Genomic DNA, 13,850 nt, shown 5'->3' on the forward strand with positions numbered 1-13,850 from the left:
CTTCTACGAGCGGGGCCAATGCGGTTCGTGAGTGCGCGCGCGGCCCCGGGCCGGGGGATTGGCCCGGGGCCGCGCGCTTCCCGGGTCAGCCGGTGGGCCGGATGTCGGCCTGCATCCGGGCGTGGTCCGCGGCGAAGTAGCGGAGGTGCTGCTGGACCTCGCGGGCCAGGTAGGCCCGGCGGGGGCCGGCCGGGATGTGGATCTCGACGTTGCGCGCGGAGAGGAAGAAGCGGGAGGCGATCGCGTGTCCGAGAGTCGGGTGGTGCCGCAGGGCGTCCTCGCCGACGCGGATGATGGCGGTGTGGCAGTCGGTGGAGTACCAGGTCTGCTCGTGCAGGTCGGCGGAGACCTCGCTGCTGTTGGTGTACGGCCCGGTGAGGTCGACGGTGATGACGAGGCGGACCTCGGGTACGGGCACTGCCGCGGCGGGGGTCGGCTGCTCGGCGGGTGCAGGTGCCGGGGCCGGTCCCAGGGGGATGGGGTTGGCGACCGGCCACTGGCCGGGACGGTGCTTGGTCATGCTGCCCCCTTGGCGGCTCGGGCGATGGAGATGACGATGTCGGCCTCGTGCCGGCGGCAGGCCGGGAAGTCGTAGCGGATGTGCGGGCCCGCGAAGGCGCTGACGACGTGCTTGGCCGGGGCCGGGCAGCCGGCGCACCGGTAGCCGGCCTGGTTGTGCGGGGAGTCCGGGCCGTCGGGGCACTCGCACCAGCTGCACCGTTCGCCGTTCGCCGCGGTGAGCGCGACGGGGATGGTGGCAGGATCGGCCGCGGCGTCACGGGCGGCGGCCAGCGCCTGGTCGGAGAGGAAGGTGTCCTGTGGGGTGCGGGTCACCGGGTGCCTCCGTCCTCGTCGAGGGTGGGTCCGCGGCGGGCCCGTCGCAGGGCTTCCCCTTTGGTCAGGCCATCGGTGGAGAACAGGTCGTCGAAGGCGTTGCCGCCGGTCGGCGTGCCGTCCACGGTCACCGCGGGGATGTCCTTGAGCTTGTCGCCCCAGACCTCCCGCATGGCGTGCCCGAACGCGGGGAGCGCGTTGTTCACGAACTCCTGGCCCCAAGGCGAACAGGCGAGGAGCAGCGGGAGCCTGTCCGTGGACACGAGCCAGTCCCCGGCGAAGGACCACCTTCTGCCGCCGGCGTCAGGCCGGGCTTCGGGGTCGTCCTGGACCAGGTCCAGGTGCAGGTCGATGTAGTCGAGGAGGAGGTCCCAGCCGAGGCGGCCGTCTCCTCGTTCTTCGTCACGGTCCCGCTGGTCTTTGATCGCGAAGCCGTGCTCCAGGCGGGCCCAGGCGTCAGCCTTGTGGAGGGGCCAGCCCAGGGCGTCCGCAACGTCCGAGAGCAGCACGTAGTCGTGGCCCTCGGAGGCATACACGATGGGTGCCGTACCGAAGCCGGCCAGGTCGACCTCGGTGTCGGCGACCGGGGTGAGTGCGGTGACGGTGCTGGCGCGCTGGAGGGCCTGCAGGACCCGGCTGGCCTGCTCGTCGGGTCCGTCGTTCAGCAGGAGGGCGTCGTGCTTGGCGACGAGCCGCGTGGCGAACCGGGTGTGGATGGAGGTCACGCCGCCTCCCTGGTGGTGCGGGCCTGGTGGAAGATCGTGCGGAGGGCGGCGCGCTGCTCGTCGCTCAGCGGCGGGGCGGCGGCGACGATGCGGTCGATGCGCTCCCAGTAGCCGGCGGGGCGGGCCGGGCGGCCGGAGGGAGTGCCTCCGGCCGTCACGGTGGTCTGCTGGGCGGTCACGCGCGTGCCTCCGCAGCGAGGGCGGCGCGGAGCTGGGCGAGGGTGTCGCCCGCGCTCTGGCCGCGGGGGATGACGAAGGGGCGCAGCCCGTCGGCCTGCTCCTCGATGAGGAGGCCCTCGGTGAGAAGGGCGGCGCGCGGGCCGGTGGCCGCGACGATGCGGACACGCTCCCGGGTGCACAGCTCGGCGAGGCGGTCGCGGTCGAGGGCGTCGACGATCTGTCCGGCCACCGCCGCGGGGTCGCCGGTGCGGTCGAACTCCTCCAGGAGCACGTCGAGGAACTCGGCGTACTTCCCTGTGGCGGTGGCGCGCTCGGCGCGGAACTTCGCCACGATCGGGTGCTCCTCGTGTCCCGCGGAGTGCTGCGCCTGGTTCAGCAGGGAGAAGGCGCGGCGGGCCTCGGCCTCGGTGAGGTGTCGCGGGTCGTAGGCGATGCGCCAGTACGTGGCGAGCTGCTTGAAGAGCATGACGATGCCGTGGTCCAGCTCGGCGGCCTCGTACTTGGCGGGCTTGCGCGCGTGGTGGATGAGGCCGGTGTCGACCAGGGCCTTGGCCATGATGTCGCCGAGCTCGGCGAGGCTGATACGGCGGGCGAGCTGCGGCACCTCGTCGAGGACGCCCGCGGCCATCTCGGCGCCGAGCAGCTCGGGGTCCGGGTGGCTGGTCTTCGGCTGGGGTGCGGGGCGGGTGGTCGGTAGACTCGTCACTGGAACGTGTCCTCTCTCTGCTTCTCAGGTGGTCGGGGTGACTCGTTCGCTCGAAGCCGCCGCGGGTGCAACCGCGGCGGCTTCGCTGTTCTCTGCCTTGGCCTCCTGTACGAGGTCGCCCAGGGAGACGGCGTAAGCCTCTGCAAGGGTCATCAGGGACTTCGTGGTGGGCGAGGCGAGCCCACGGGCCAGCCGCGACAGCGTGGACTCGGCCAGGCCGGTCCTCTTCGCGATGGCGTACCGGCTGTGGTCGCCCTTCTCGGCGGCAGCGCGATTCAGCGTCTTGGTGTGCAGCACGTACCTGGGCACAAGCCTTCCTTCCTGGGTTGCACGCCCTGCGTGCATCCTGGGAAGGACTGTAGACCGCCATTAACTTCCTCGCAAGGAAGCTAGCGAGGTGGGTGCTTCCGCCCTGTCTTCTCTGGAGCGCCTCGCGAGGGGGTCGTAGCGCCGCATTTCTCACATCCAGGGCAGACTTCACGCCATGCTGTGCCTGTCGGGCGCGCGGCAGTGGACCTACTTCTAGCTGTGCACGTACTTGCTTGCTAGCGTGTACGCATGACCACCGACGACAGTGCGACCCGCACGCGTGCCCAGCGCTTCGGTGCGCATGTGGCTGCTGCCGCCCGCGCCGCCGGTTACGACATCGACAGTCCGCGGGGCGGGGGAAAGAAGGCCCTCGCGGAGAGGTCTGGCATGTCTCACGCCAGCGTGAGTCGCATGCTGGCTGGCCAGACGATCCCGGACCCCACTTTCTTTGAGCCGCTGGCGGAAGCACTTGGGCTCAACGTTGCCGAGTTGCTTGTGCTCGCTGGCGTCGTATCCGAGGCGAAGTTGCTGGAGGCCCCGACGGAGGCGTCTCGGCGCGCCAAATCGCCGCGCGAGGCTGCCGCAGATCTCGGGATTACGGATCCTTCGAAGGTTCACCTCTTCGAAGCTATGGTTCGAGCCCTGATTTCTGGGACGGACCAGCAGGGAAACGGTAGGCACCGATCGGAGGTGGCGTGAGTGGAAGATATGTCCGAGCACCTGACTGCCCGCGCAAGGGTCATGTCAAAGCAGTCCAAGGTCGCGATATGCAACGGAGTGGTCGGACTTCTTATCGGTCTAGGGGCAGTCGCTGTAGCCTTGGTGGAACTTGCCCCTGACGCTCCTGAGTACTATCCCTACCTCCTCGCGGCTTTCTCCGCGGTTTCAAGTGGAGCCACCTGGATTATGGCAGGGGTGTACTTCGGTCGGCTCGGGAAGACCTTTGCAGAATCGTCCAGAGATCTAACCTCCGCTCGCATGCAGCGCGAACTGCTTGAGCTGCGACTGGCTGCCCTGGTCGAGCAGGAGAGGCAGATGAAGGAGGCCGTCTCGGACTTGCGCAAGGGGTTCGAAGTGGAGAAAGAGCGCCTTCGCGAAATCCGGGAGGAGCGGGAGTACGAGCTAAAATGGAGCGCTTACCGCGCGGGGCTGGACGATAGGTTGGCCGTGGAGGCGTACCTGCGTGATCGCCGACATGGCCTTCGGGCTCTTCCCGACCCTCCCTCGGAGCTTAGGGGGGCGTAACAGCACCGGCGGCTTGGCGGACATCGCGGTTCCTTAGCGGCGTTCCCGCTTCCACTTGAATTCGATGGCTTCGTAGTCGAAGTAGCCGCCGTCCGGCATCCGGCCGACCCGCGGCGGCCGCAGCGTCACCACCAGCAGCTCACGCAGAACCGCGCGACGCCGCGCCAGCTCCATGCCTTCCCATGCCTTTCGGACATCAGGCGCGCCGACGAGCGGCACCAGCGGGTCCCGCGTCGCGGCCCGGGCCAGCTGCCGGTTCACACCCTCAAGCTGGACCCGCGCGGTGTCGGTGCCCTCGGTGAACTGGACCATGTCGATCTGCCCGGCGCCGAACATGCCGGCCAGGTCGGTGAGCCGGCGGCGGATCTGCTCGCTCTCCGCCTGCAGGGCGGCCACGTCGATGTCGTTCGGGCCCGGCAGCAGGAGGTCGGCGGCGTCCGGTCGGCTCAGGCGCTCGACGATCAGGTCCACCACGTAGGCGTCGACCCGGTCCGCCCGCCGCCCGCCGCCGTGCTGGGTGGGGCAGCGGTAGCTGGGCAGCTTCGCCCCGCCGACCTTCGTCACCCGCACGGTCGACGTGCAGTCCCCGATCCCGCACCCGTAGATCAGCGACCCAAACCAGCGGGGCTGCCCGCCCGGCGTGGTCCGCCGCGCGGGGTTCGTGAGGATCGCAACGACGGCCCTGTGCTTCACCTCAGACACGATCGGCTCCCACGCTCCCTTGCCGACCTCCTCGCCCTTGTAGACGGCGATTCCGGCGTTCCTCGGGCGCAGCAGCATCTCCCGCGCCTCGGCATGCCCGACCGGGTTGCCGCGGGTCGTCGTGAAGCCCTTCGCGGCGAGCCAGCGCACCCAGCTCTTCAACGACCCGCCGGACAGTATGATCTCGTGCCCGGCCTCGATCGCCGCGGCCTCCTCGGGCACCAGCTTGCCCATGTCGAGGACGGGCACCTCGATTTCCTCGCCGGTCTTGCGGTCGACCTTCTTCGTCAACTTGCCGGTCGGCACGCCCCACCCGAACGGGCGGATTCCGCCGCCCCACTGTCCGGCCTTCGCCTTCTGCATGCGGGCCCGGGCGACACGGTGCCCCTTGTGCTCGGACTCCTGGCGGGCGACGGCGCCGAGGATACGGGCGGTCATGCGGCCGGAGGGGGTGGCGAGGTCGAGTGCGCCGGCCTGGACGGTGTGGGTGGACACGCCGTGCCGCTCGCACAGGCTGATGTACTTCTCCAGCTCGGTGGGGGAGCGGTGGAGCCGGTCGGTGTGCCAGGTGATGACGACGGTGGCGGTGCCGTTGGCGAGGTCGGCGAGCATACGCTCGTAGTCCTTGCGCTTCTTGCCGGAGAACGCGGAGACGTCGTTGTCGACGTACACCTCGACGACTTCCCAGCCCATGCGGCTGGCGAGGGTCTCGCAGTCCTCCCGCTGTCTGTCCACACCGAGGCCGGCGCCTGTGCGGTCCTGCGAGATCCTGCAGTAGATGACCGCGCGCGTCTTCATGCCGGAGGCGACGTCGACGGCGGAGTGAAGTTGAGGACTCATCGGACGAGCCGCCCGGACTGCACGCTGTAGGTCGTGACCCCAAGCCGCGCCGACATCTCGGTGTACGCCTTCTGCAGTTCGAGGCTGCGGTAGAGCCGGTCCTCCGCGAAGACGAGGACCGTGTCGGCTTCGCCGCAGTCGAGCCCGGCGAGCATCTCCTCGTAGGCCGGGCGCGTGGAGAGGCCGGAGCCGCCGTCATCCTGGAAGACGCGGACGACCTTGTACTCGGCGGCTGGGCTGGACAGCGACTCGGCGAGGGCGCGGGCGTCTCGGATCTGGCGCTCGATGGCCAGCGGGTTGCTACGAGCGACGTGCGCGTAGATGTAGCAGCGGATGACCTGGGGCTCTGTTTGGGCGGCGCCCGTCTGGGTGGTGTCCATGTCCTGAGTCTGCCTCAATAGAGGTGTTATTGTCCCCGGTTCGGAAAGACGACCTTGCTGTCCAGTCTGCTGGGGCTCGTGGGGTCACGGGAGCGAATCGTGCTGGCCGAGGACTCGGCGGAGCTGCGGCCGGACCACCCGCACGTGGTGCGGCTCGAAGCCCGGCCGCCGAACCAGGAGGGCACGGGCCACGTCACCCTGCGGGACCTCGTGCGCCAGGCGCTGCGGATGCGCCCGGACCGGCTCGTCGTCGGTGAGGTGCGGGGGCACGAAGTGTCGGATCTGCTGGCCGCGCTCAACACCGGCCACGAAGGCGGGTGCGGGACCGTGCACGCCAACACCGCGGCCGACGTGCCCGCCCGGATGGAAGCCCTGGGGACGGCGGCGGGTCTGGACCGGGCGGCGCTGCACAGCCAGCTCGCGGCGGGCCTCACCGCCGTGGTGCACATGGTACGCGGCCCGCACGGGGCGCGCCGCGTGGCCGAAGTGCACGTCCTGGAACGGCGCCGTGACGGCCTCGTGGCCACCCTGCCAGCCCTGCGCTGGGCGCCCCAGGGGTTCCTCCGGGAGCCCGGTTGGGAACGCCTGCGGGCCCTGCTCGGAGGTGGACCGTGGTGACGGGACAGCCGCTGTATGCGGCAGCGCTCTGCGCGGGCGCGGCGGTCTGGCTCTGCGCCGGGGGGCGAGGCGCCGCACACCGGCGGCACGTCGTGCTGAACGGGGAGGCGCGGCCGCACCGCCCTGGGCCGGGATGAGGCGGCCCGCGGTGACACAGCGGTGGCCTGCGCTCGGCGCGAGGCTGCGGGTCCGGGCTCGGCCGGAGTGGCTGTGCCTGGCTGCGGCGTTGGTGCTCGCCGTGCTGGGTGAGTCGCCTCTGCCGCTGGTCGCGGGAGCGGTGGCGGTTCCGCTGGCGGGCCGGCACCTGCGGGCGAGGGCACGGCGACGGGAACGCGACCGCCGGGAGGAGGCGGTGATCGGCTTCTGCGGGGCGGTCGCGGCGGAGCTCCGTGCCGGCTCCCAGCCGGGCCGGGCACTCCGGTTCGCGGCGGACGCCACCGGTGCGCTGGGTGACGAAGAGGCCGCGGTGCTGGCCGCGGCGCGGTTCGGCGGAGACGTGGCGGAGGCACTCCGCCTGGCGGCGCGCACGGACGGTGCCGAGGGGCTGGCGGGGCTGGCGGCGTGCTGGCAGGTGGCCGTGGACAGTGGCGCGGGGCTGGCCACAGGGCTGGACCGGCTGGAGTCGGCGCTGCGCGAACGGCGCGAACAGCGCGAGCGGTTGCGGGCCCAGCTGTCCGGTTCGTGGACGACCGTCGTGCTGCTGGCGGTGCTGCCTCTGGCCGGTCTCGCCATGGGGGCGGCCCTGGGCGCCGAACCGCTGCGCGTACTGCTGCACACTCCTGCGGGTCTCGCCTGTCTGCTGATCGGAGGCGCACTGGAGACCGCGGGGCTCTGGTGGGCCGGCCGCATCGTACGGGCGGGTGAGGGGCCGTGAGCGACGACCTTCTCCACTGCCTGTGGACAGCGGCAGTATGCACGGCGGCCCTGTGGGCCGTCTGCGCCCTGGGCGACGTGCGACGGGGAAACCGCGCACGGACCCGCCTCGCGGCGCCCACGGGAAGCGGCGGGGCGGCGCCCAGGAGGGCCCGGAAGCGTCCGGCGCTGCCGGCGGACGCCCGCCGCTGGGGTCCTCCGGTGGCCGTCGCGTTCCTCGGCTGGGCAGTGGTCGGCGGACCCGCCGGCTGGGCGGTCGGCGCCGCCGCAGGCTACGGCCTGCACAGATGGCGGCGGCGCCCCCGCACCGCTGCCGCAGCGAACGACGCGGCCGAGGGGCTGCCGCTCGCCGCGGACCTCCTGGCGGCGTGCCTGTCCGCCGGTGCGAGCCCCCGCGAGGCAGCCGAGGCGGTGGGCGGCTCGCTGGGGGCCCGGTCGGCGAGCAGTTGCGCCGGACGGCAGCGGAACTGGCTCTGGGCGGTGACCCGGCAGAGGCGTGGGGCCGGCTGAGGGCAGTGCCCGGGGCGCAGCCGCTCGCCCGCTGCCTCGAACGGGCCCTGGCGTCGGGAGCCCCGGCCGCGGGGCCCGTGGCGCGGCTGGCGGCAGGACTGCGGGCCGACCAGGCGAGAACCGCGGCAGCCCGGGCTCAGCGGGCACAGGTGCTGATCACCGCGCCTGTCGGGCTGTGCTTCCTTCCCGCCTTCCTGGCCGTGGGGGTGGCGCCGGTGGTCATCGGCCTTGCGGCCCGCCTCCTGTGAGCGACGAACCTGACGACACGAATGCACACAGCACGAACCGAACCGTACGAGAAGAGGAGGTCGCCATGTGGCGGCGTGTGAGGAACTGGACGGGGACCACCTGGGAGGCGGTGAGGGCGGCAGCCCGCCGCGATGCCGGGATGAACACGGCCGAGTACGCCATGGGCACGATCGCTGCCTGCGCTTTCGCGGCGGTCCTGTACAAGGTCGTCACGAGCGGCGCCGTGTCCTCCGGGGTACAGGCCGCCATCGGGAGGGCGCTCGATGCGCCGTTCTGATGGCGGAGGCGCATGCCGGTACCGCCGGGGCCCGACGCGGTCACGGAGGCCGAGGGAGCCGGGGCCGGAGCGCCCGACATGGCAGCGGCGGCCGGCACCCGCGCCGCGCAGCCCGGCCGACCTCGGGTCGGTGACAGCGGAGGCGGCGTTGAGCGTGCCCGCGCTGATGGTGTTCACCCTGGCGCTCCTGTGGGGGTTGGCTGCCGCCGCCGCGCACATCCAGTGCGTGGACGCCGCCCGGGCGGGTGCGCGCGCGGCGGCGAGGTCCGAGGCAGCAGCCTCGGTGGTGGCCACCGCCCGGGCAGCCGCACCGCCGGGGGCGCGGGTGGCCGTGCGGAGGGACGGGGAGCTGTGGCGGGTCCGCGTCGAGGCCCCCGCCCCCGGACCCGCCGCCTGGACGTTGACCCTGACGGCCGAAGCGGCCGCCCTTGCCGAGGACACGGTGGGTCCGGACCCGGCGGAGGCGCTGTGATCACCGCGGCAGACCCGGGCAGGCCCCCTGGTGACCGGGGCTCGGCCACGGTGTGGGCCACGGTGGTCGCGGGTGCACTGTGCGTCGTCTTCGCCGCCGTCCTCGCAATGGCGCAGGCCGTGGCGGCTCGGCACCGGGCAGGAGGCGCGGCGGACCTGGCCGCGCTCGCCGCGGCCGACAGGGCGCTGCACGGCCTGGCTGCCGCGTGCGCGGCGGCTGCCCACGTCGCCGAGGCGCAGCGGACGGAGCTGGTGCGGTGCGCCGTACACGGCGAGATCGCGGAGGTGACGGCCCGGGCCCGCTTCGGCCCCTACGCCGCGGACGTCCGGGCGAGGGCAGGACCTGCGGTGCCGGACGCCCTGGCGGCTCCCGGTACGGCGGCGCCGGACGCGCAGGGCGCATGGCGTCGGACGCGTGGGCAGGCGAAACCCCCGACGGCGGGGACGGTGTCGTCGCCTCGCGTGTCCCGTCGGACGGGTGCGGCCCGGTATCGGAGACCTGGCCTGGCGGGTGCGGCCCGGCATCGGATACCTCGCCCGGCGGGCGCGGCCCGGTATCGGATACCTCGCCCGGCGGGCGCGGCAACGCACCGCGCGTCTCTCATCCAGGGGGGATAGCGCCGCACCGCGCGTCCCGCCCCGCGGACCCGGCGACACGCCTCATGCCTCGTCCGGCAGGGACGAAGCCGCATCGGACACCCCGTCCACCGAGGACGGCATCGGACTGCACCTCCCGGGCACCCCGCCCGGCGTGGGCGGCACCGGGCCCACGCTTCCGGCAGGCGCCGCGGGGGTGGCGTCCCCCTCAGGGGCCTGAGGGTCCTGAGGGTCCTGAGGGTCCTGAGGGGCGCACCGCAGCAGCTCCGTGAGGAGGCGTACGGCACCGCGCTTGTGCAGGGGGTCGTTGCCGTTGCCGCACTTCGGTGACTGGATGCAGGAAGGGCAGCCGGCCTCGCACTCGCAGGAGGCGATGGCCTCACGCGTGGCGGCCAGCCAGGACCGGGCGGTGTGGAAGGCGCGTTCCGCGAAGCCGGCGCCGCCAGGATGGCCGTCGTACACGAACACGGTCGGCAGCAGCGTGTCGGGGTGGAGCGGCACCGACACGCCGCCGATGTCCCAGCGGTCGCAGGTGGCGAACAGCGGCAGGAGGCCGATGGAGGCGTGCTCGGCCGCGTGCAGGGCGCCGCCCAACTGCTCCGGGTTCACCCGTGCGGCGTCGAGCTGGTCCTCGGTGACCGTCCACCACACGGCGCGGGTGCGCAGCGTGCGGGGTGGCAGGTCCAGCTTGGTTTCGCCCAGCACCTCACCTGTGATGAGACGGCGGCGCAGGAAGGAGACGACCTGGTTGGTGACTTCGACGGAGCCGTAGCAGAGCCGGCCGTCCCCCCAGGGGATCTCGGTGTCGGTTTCCAGGACGGAGACGGAGGTGGTGTCCCGGGCGGTGGTCGAGTACGGCGGACTCGCCTCCTCGACCAGTGCGACGGAGTCCTTCAGGTCCAGGTCCCGCACGAGGTAGGTGCGGCCCTGGTGGAGGTGCACGGCGCCCTGGTGGACGGTGGTGTGCGCGGCCGACGCGTCCACGGTGCCCAGCAGTCGGCCCGTGGCGGCCTCCACGACGCGTACGGGGCTGCCGCCCCCGCCTCGGATGTCGGCCAGGTCGGCGGCGCGCTGCCGGCGGGTCCAGTACCAGCCGGAGGCGCGCTTCCGCAGCAGGCCGGCCGCCTCCAGCTGCGGCAGCAGACCGGGCGCGGCGGGGCCGAAGAGCGCCAGGTCGGGTTCGGTGAGGGGGAGTTCCGCCGCCGCCGCACACAGGTGCGGGGCGAGGACGTACGGGTTGTCGGGGTCCAGCACCGTCGATTCGACGGGTTGCCGGAACAGTGCCTCGGGGTGGTGGACGAGGTACGTGTCCAGGGGGTCGTCGCGTGCGACGAGGATCGCGAGGGCGCCCTGCCCGGAGCGTCCGGCACGGCCCGCCTGCTGCCACAGCGAGGCGCGGGTGCCGGGGTAGCCGGCGATCAGGACCGCGTCGAGGCCCGAGATGTCGATGCCGAGTTCCAGGGCGGTGGTGGCCGCCATGCCGAGCAGTTCACCGGAGTGGAGGGCCTGTTCCAGGGCACGGCGCTCTTCGGGGAGGTAGCCGCCCCGGTAGGCGGCGACGCGGCGCGCCAGCGAGCGGTCGACCTCGGCCAGGCGCTCCTGGGCGATCACCGAGATCAGCTCCGCGCCGCGCCGGGAGCGCACGAAGGCCACCGAGCGCACCCCCTGCACTGTCAGGTCGGTGAGGAGGTCGGCGGTCTCGGCGGTCGCGGTGCGGCGCACCGGAGCGCCGCGTTCTCCGTGCAGCTCGGTCAGCGGCGGCTCCCAGAGGGCGAACAGCAGCTCACCGCGGGGTGAGGCGTCGTCGGCCACCTCCTGCACGGGCAGCCCGGTGAGGCGTCCGGCGGCGGCGGACGGCTCGGCGGCGGTGGCCGAGGCGAGGAGGAAGACCGGCGCGGAGCCGTAGCGGGCGCACAGGCGGCGCAGCCGGCGCAGGACCTGGGCGACGTGCGACCCGAACACGCCGCGGTAGGTGTGGCACTCGTCGATGACCACGAAGCGCAGCGCGCGCAGGAAGGAGGACCAGCGGGCGTGTGAGGGAAGTATGCCCCGGTGGAGCATGTCGGGGTTGGTGAGGACGTAGTTGGCGTACTGGCGGACCCATTCGCGTTCCTCGACGGGCGTGTCGCCGTCGTACACGGCCGGGCGGATCCGGGGGCCGAGGGGCGACGCGAGGGCTGTCACGGCGCGCCGCTGGTCGGCGGCGAGCGCCTTGGTCGGCGCGAGGTACAGCGCTGTGGCGCCGCGGCCGTTGGGCGCTTCGGAGCCGTCCAGCAGCGAGGACAGCACAGGCGCCAGATAGGCGAGGGACTTGCCGGACGCCGTGCCGGTGGCGATGACCACCGACTCGCCGTCCAGGGCGTGCTCGGCGGCGGCTGCCTGGTGGGCCCACGGATGGTCGATCCCCGCCTGGTGAATGGCGTTGATCACTTCTGGGCGGATGCGATCAGGCCAGAGGGCATGCCGACCCTCTCTGGGGGGCAGGTGCTCCGTATGAGTGATGCGCGCAGCCCGGTTCGCCGACGCGGTGAGCCGGTCGAGCACCGTGCCGGGAGAGGGGCTGCCCGCCCCGCTCCGGGCGGGGCGACGGGGGCGGTGATTCCTTGCCATCGGCACCGAGTGTGTCACCGGCGTGACGGACAATGCTCCCAAGGCGTCGTGCATGGCTGCTGGTAAGTGATTGAATGCCATGGCGGCTGGCGATCCGTCCCCAGGCTCCGTCGGGGAGACCCGGGGGGCGGCCGCTCGATAGCAAGGTGCTGGAGGATCCGTGGACCTGTCCCTGTCGACTCGCACTGTGTCCGGCCCGGGTGGCGACCGCACGGTCGTCGAGGTCGGTGGCGAGATTGATGTGTATACCGCGCCCAAGCTGCGCGAGCAGTTGGTCGAGCTGGTGAATGACGGCAGCTACCACCTGGTCGTCGACATGGAGGGTGTGGATTTCCTGGACTCGACCGGCCTCGGCGTGCTCGTGGGCGGTCTGAAGCGCGTACGTGCCCATGAGGGTTCGCTCCGACTGGTCTGCAACCAGGAGCGCATCCTCAAGATCTTCCGGATCACGGGCCTGACCAAGGTGTTCCCGATCCACACGACCGTCGACGAGGCGGTCGCGGCCACCGACTGAGGCGGTCGGCCGACGCGGCCCGCAGTGCGCGTCGCCGAACGGCCTTCCGGACGGCGTCCCGAGCCGGGTGGAGAGCCCAGCTCGGGGCCCGGTCGCGGGGCCCGCACGCCGTGTGCCGGCCAGGGACCGGCTCGGTCCCGTGCCGCACCGGCTTCCGCCCCGCGCGTGCCGCACCGGCCACCGTCCTGTCCCGCAGCGGCCACCCGTGTGCCACCCGTGTCTCCCGCGGACCGATCTCCCGTGGACCGAGCGGCTCTCCCGCAGACCGACCGGCTGATCCGGCGAATCGGCCGAACGGGCCTGTCGGGTCTTCTCGCAGCGGGCCCTCGGGAAGGCGTCCGGTGGGACGGTCGGGGCCGACTCACGGGCGGCAGCCGCGTCGGTACCGGGTTCGCGGGGCCCGGGAGGGGCCCGAGGCCCAGGTGCGGGCTGCCCGCGGGCGGCCCGTCGCACCGGACGCTCCGGGCACGCCCCGGCGGTCCGTGAGGAACGGCGGAGGGAGCCGGAAGCGCACCCGGTCCTCCGAGAACCACGCTCGTAAGCCCGAGGGGGACAGCATGGCCACCGTGGAACTCCGCATCAGCGCCCAGCCCGAGCACGTCAGGACAGCGCGGCTCGTGGCGGCCGCCGTGGCGCGCATGGCCGGGGTGGACGAGGCCGTCCTGGACGAGGTCAGGCTCGCCGTGGGCGAGGCCTGCTCCAGGGCCGTCGGGCTGCACCGCAGCAACAACGTCCTCGCCCCCGTACGCGTGCTGCTGACGGAGGAGGAGAAGGCGTTCTCCATCGAGGTCGGCGACGAGGTGCCCGGCGCGGGAGTCGCCGCGGCCGACGCCGCGGGGGTGCCGGGGGAGCGCGGCCGCGCCTCGCAGCCCGACTTCGACGACGCGGAAGGCGAGGACGAGATGGGCCTCGCCGTCATCAGCGGTCTCGTCGACGACGTGGAGGTCTCCGCGGGCGAGCGCGGTGGCGTCATCCGGATGAGCTGGCCCCGGGCCGGTTCCGCCGCCCGCGGCTGACGCGGTCCGCGCCACGCCGACCAGGGGGAGAAGTCCGATGAGGCCCTGCTGAGCAGGGCCTTCTTCCTTTTCCCGCGCAGCGCACCGGAGCCGCGCGTTCCGCCTGCACGGCCGCACGCCCTGGACCGGTCGCGCTGAGCGTTTGCCGAGCGACGCTGTGCAGCCGATTCTGTTCCTCAGCGCCCGTTTCCTCC

16 protein-coding genes and 3 pseudogenes are annotated in these 13,850 nt (G+C 72.8%); 10 read left to right on the forward strand and 9 right to left on the reverse strand.

The window, feature by feature from the left end; all coding sequences use genetic code 11:
• Positions 1-85: 85 nt before the first annotated feature.
• From L6E17_RS26145 to L6E17_RS26170, 6 genes are read right to left on the reverse strand one after another with little or no spacing between them, the layout of a single operon-like run.
• Positions 86-520 (reverse strand): hypothetical protein, encoded by a 435-nt coding sequence (locus tag L6E17_RS26145; protein ID WP_236243159.1) that lies wholly within the window; start codon positions 518-520, stop codon positions 86-88.
• Positions 517-834, reverse strand: a complete 318-nt coding sequence (locus L6E17_RS26150) for a hypothetical protein (protein ID WP_236243160.1) — start codon at positions 832-834, stop codon at positions 517-519. Before L6E17_RS26150 ends, L6E17_RS26145 begins: the two co-directional genes overlap by 4 nt.
• Positions 831-1,559 carry a hypothetical protein gene (locus L6E17_RS26155; protein WP_236243161.1) on the reverse strand — a complete coding sequence of 243 codons (729 nt, stop codon included), beginning with the start codon at positions 1,557-1,559 and terminating at the stop codon, positions 831-833. The genes L6E17_RS26150 and L6E17_RS26155 overlap by 4 nt, the downstream gene beginning before the upstream one ends.
• On the reverse strand, positions 1,556-1,738 hold the full coding sequence (locus L6E17_RS26160; protein WP_236243162.1) for a hypothetical protein: 183 nt from the start codon (positions 1,736-1,738) through the stop codon (positions 1,556-1,558). The genes L6E17_RS26155 and L6E17_RS26160 overlap by 4 nt, the downstream gene beginning before the upstream one ends.
• Positions 1,735-2,445: a hypothetical protein gene (locus tag L6E17_RS26165; protein ID WP_236243163.1), complete on the reverse strand. Its 711-nt coding sequence runs from the start codon at positions 2,443-2,445 to the stop codon at positions 1,735-1,737. The genes L6E17_RS26160 and L6E17_RS26165 overlap by 4 nt, the downstream gene beginning before the upstream one ends.
• Positions 2,446-2,469: 24 nt before the next feature.
• Complete coding sequence (locus tag L6E17_RS26170) at positions 2,470-2,754, reverse strand: helix-turn-helix domain-containing protein (protein WP_236243164.1); 285 nt, start codon at positions 2,752-2,754, stop codon at positions 2,470-2,472.
• A 249-nt stretch (positions 2,755-3,003) separates the two neighbouring features.
• Between L6E17_RS26170 and L6E17_RS26175 the strand changes: the two genes are divergently transcribed.
• Positions 3,004-3,453, forward strand: a complete 450-nt coding sequence (locus L6E17_RS26175) for a helix-turn-helix domain-containing protein (RefSeq protein WP_236243165.1) — start codon at positions 3,004-3,006, stop codon at positions 3,451-3,453.
• Positions 3,454-3,999 (forward strand): hypothetical protein, encoded by a 546-nt coding sequence (locus L6E17_RS26180; protein WP_236243166.1) that lies wholly within the window; start codon positions 3,454-3,456, stop codon positions 3,997-3,999.
• 33 nt (positions 4,000-4,032) lie between these two features.
• Here the strand turns inward: L6E17_RS26180 and L6E17_RS26185 are convergent, their stop codons facing one another.
• Together L6E17_RS26185 and L6E17_RS26190 are read right to left on the reverse strand one after the other, a co-directional pair.
• Positions 4,033-5,541: a recombinase family protein gene (locus tag L6E17_RS26185; protein WP_236243167.1), complete on the reverse strand. Its 1,509-nt coding sequence runs from the start codon at positions 5,539-5,541 to the stop codon at positions 4,033-4,035.
• Positions 5,538-5,921 (reverse strand): recombinase family protein, encoded by a 384-nt coding sequence (locus tag L6E17_RS26190; protein ID WP_236243168.1) that lies wholly within the window; start codon positions 5,919-5,921, stop codon positions 5,538-5,540. Before L6E17_RS26190 ends, L6E17_RS26185 begins: the two co-directional genes overlap by 4 nt.
• Before the next feature lie 42 nt (positions 5,922-5,963).
• Here L6E17_RS26190 and L6E17_RS26195 point away from each other — a divergent pair.
• The 6 genes and pseudogenes from L6E17_RS26195 to L6E17_RS31655 all read left to right on the forward strand — a co-directional run.
• Positions 5,964-6,539: pseudogene (locus tag L6E17_RS26195) on the forward strand (ATPase, T2SS/T4P/T4SS family); the annotation flags it as partial.
• Positions 6,533-7,413: pseudogene (locus tag L6E17_RS26200) on the forward strand (type II secretion system F family protein). The pseudogenes L6E17_RS26195 and L6E17_RS26200, both read left to right, overlap by 7 nt.
• A pseudogene (locus L6E17_RS26205) lies at positions 7,410-8,170 on the forward strand (type II secretion system F family protein). Before L6E17_RS26200 ends, L6E17_RS26205 begins: the two co-directional pseudogenes overlap by 4 nt.
• Positions 8,171-8,235: 65 nt before the next feature.
• Positions 8,236-8,448 (forward strand): DUF4244 domain-containing protein, encoded by a 213-nt coding sequence (locus L6E17_RS26210; protein ID WP_236243170.1) that lies wholly within the window; start codon positions 8,236-8,238, stop codon positions 8,446-8,448.
• Between the two features lie 130 nt (positions 8,449-8,578).
• Positions 8,579-8,920, forward strand: coding sequence for a TadE family type IV pilus minor pilin (locus L6E17_RS26215; protein WP_236243171.1), 342 nt, complete (start codon positions 8,579-8,581; stop codon positions 8,918-8,920).
• Positions 8,921-8,982: 62 nt separating this feature from the next.
• Positions 8,983-9,537, forward strand: coding sequence for an Rv3654c family TadE-like protein (locus L6E17_RS31655; RefSeq protein WP_374109153.1), 555 nt, complete (start codon positions 8,983-8,985; stop codon positions 9,535-9,537).
• 42 nt (positions 9,538-9,579) lie between these two features.
• Here L6E17_RS31655 and L6E17_RS26225 read toward each other — a convergent pair whose 3' ends face one another.
• Positions 9,580-12,207 carry a DEAD/DEAH box helicase gene (locus tag L6E17_RS26225; RefSeq protein ID WP_236243172.1) on the reverse strand — a complete coding sequence of 876 codons (2,628 nt, stop codon included), beginning with the start codon at positions 12,205-12,207 and terminating at the stop codon, positions 9,580-9,582.
• Between the two features lie 79 nt (positions 12,208-12,286).
• Here L6E17_RS26225 and bldG point away from each other — a divergent pair, with 79 nt between their 5' ends.
• Positions 12,287-12,640, forward strand: coding sequence for an anti-sigma factor antagonist BldG (gene bldG, locus L6E17_RS26230; RefSeq protein WP_071274042.1), 354 nt, complete (start codon positions 12,287-12,289; stop codon positions 12,638-12,640).
• A 557-nt stretch (positions 12,641-13,197) separates the two neighbouring features.
• Positions 13,198-13,656 (forward strand): ATP-binding protein, encoded by a 459-nt coding sequence (locus L6E17_RS26235; RefSeq protein ID WP_236243173.1) that lies wholly within the window; start codon positions 13,198-13,200, stop codon positions 13,654-13,656.
• Positions 13,657-13,850: the final 194 nt, after the last annotated feature.

The sequence above is a fragment of the Streptomyces sp. CC228A genome, from assembly GCF_021390935.1.
GTDB lineage: Bacteria > Actinomycetota > Actinomycetes > Streptomycetales > Streptomycetaceae > Streptomyces.

Bases quoted from the DNA above. Each gene is read 5' to 3' on its own strand.
- L6E17_RS26210 (WP_236243170.1), top strand. From the start codon at position 8,236: ATGTGGCGGCGTGTGAGGAACTGGACGGGGACCACCTGGGAGGCGGTG.
- L6E17_RS26175 (WP_236243165.1), top strand. From the start codon at position 3,004: ATGACCACCGACGACAGTGCGACCCGCACGCGTGCCCAGCGCTTCGGT.
- L6E17_RS26185 (WP_236243167.1), bottom strand. From the start codon at position 5,541: ATGAGTCCTCAACTTCACTCCGCCGTCGACGTCGCCTCCGGCATGAAG.
- L6E17_RS26145 (WP_236243159.1), bottom strand. From the start codon at position 520: ATGACCAAGCACCGTCCCGGCCAGTGGCCGGTCGCCAACCCCATCCCC.
- L6E17_RS26235 (WP_236243173.1), top strand. From the start codon at position 13,198: ATGGCCACCGTGGAACTCCGCATCAGCGCCCAGCCCGAGCACGTCAGG.
- L6E17_RS26190 (WP_236243168.1), bottom strand. From the start codon at position 5,921: ATGGACACCACCCAGACGGGCGCCGCCCAAACAGAGCCCCAGGTCATC.
- L6E17_RS26225 (WP_236243172.1), bottom strand. From the start codon at position 12,207: ATGGCATTCAATCACTTACCAGCAGCCATGCACGACGCCTTGGGAGCA.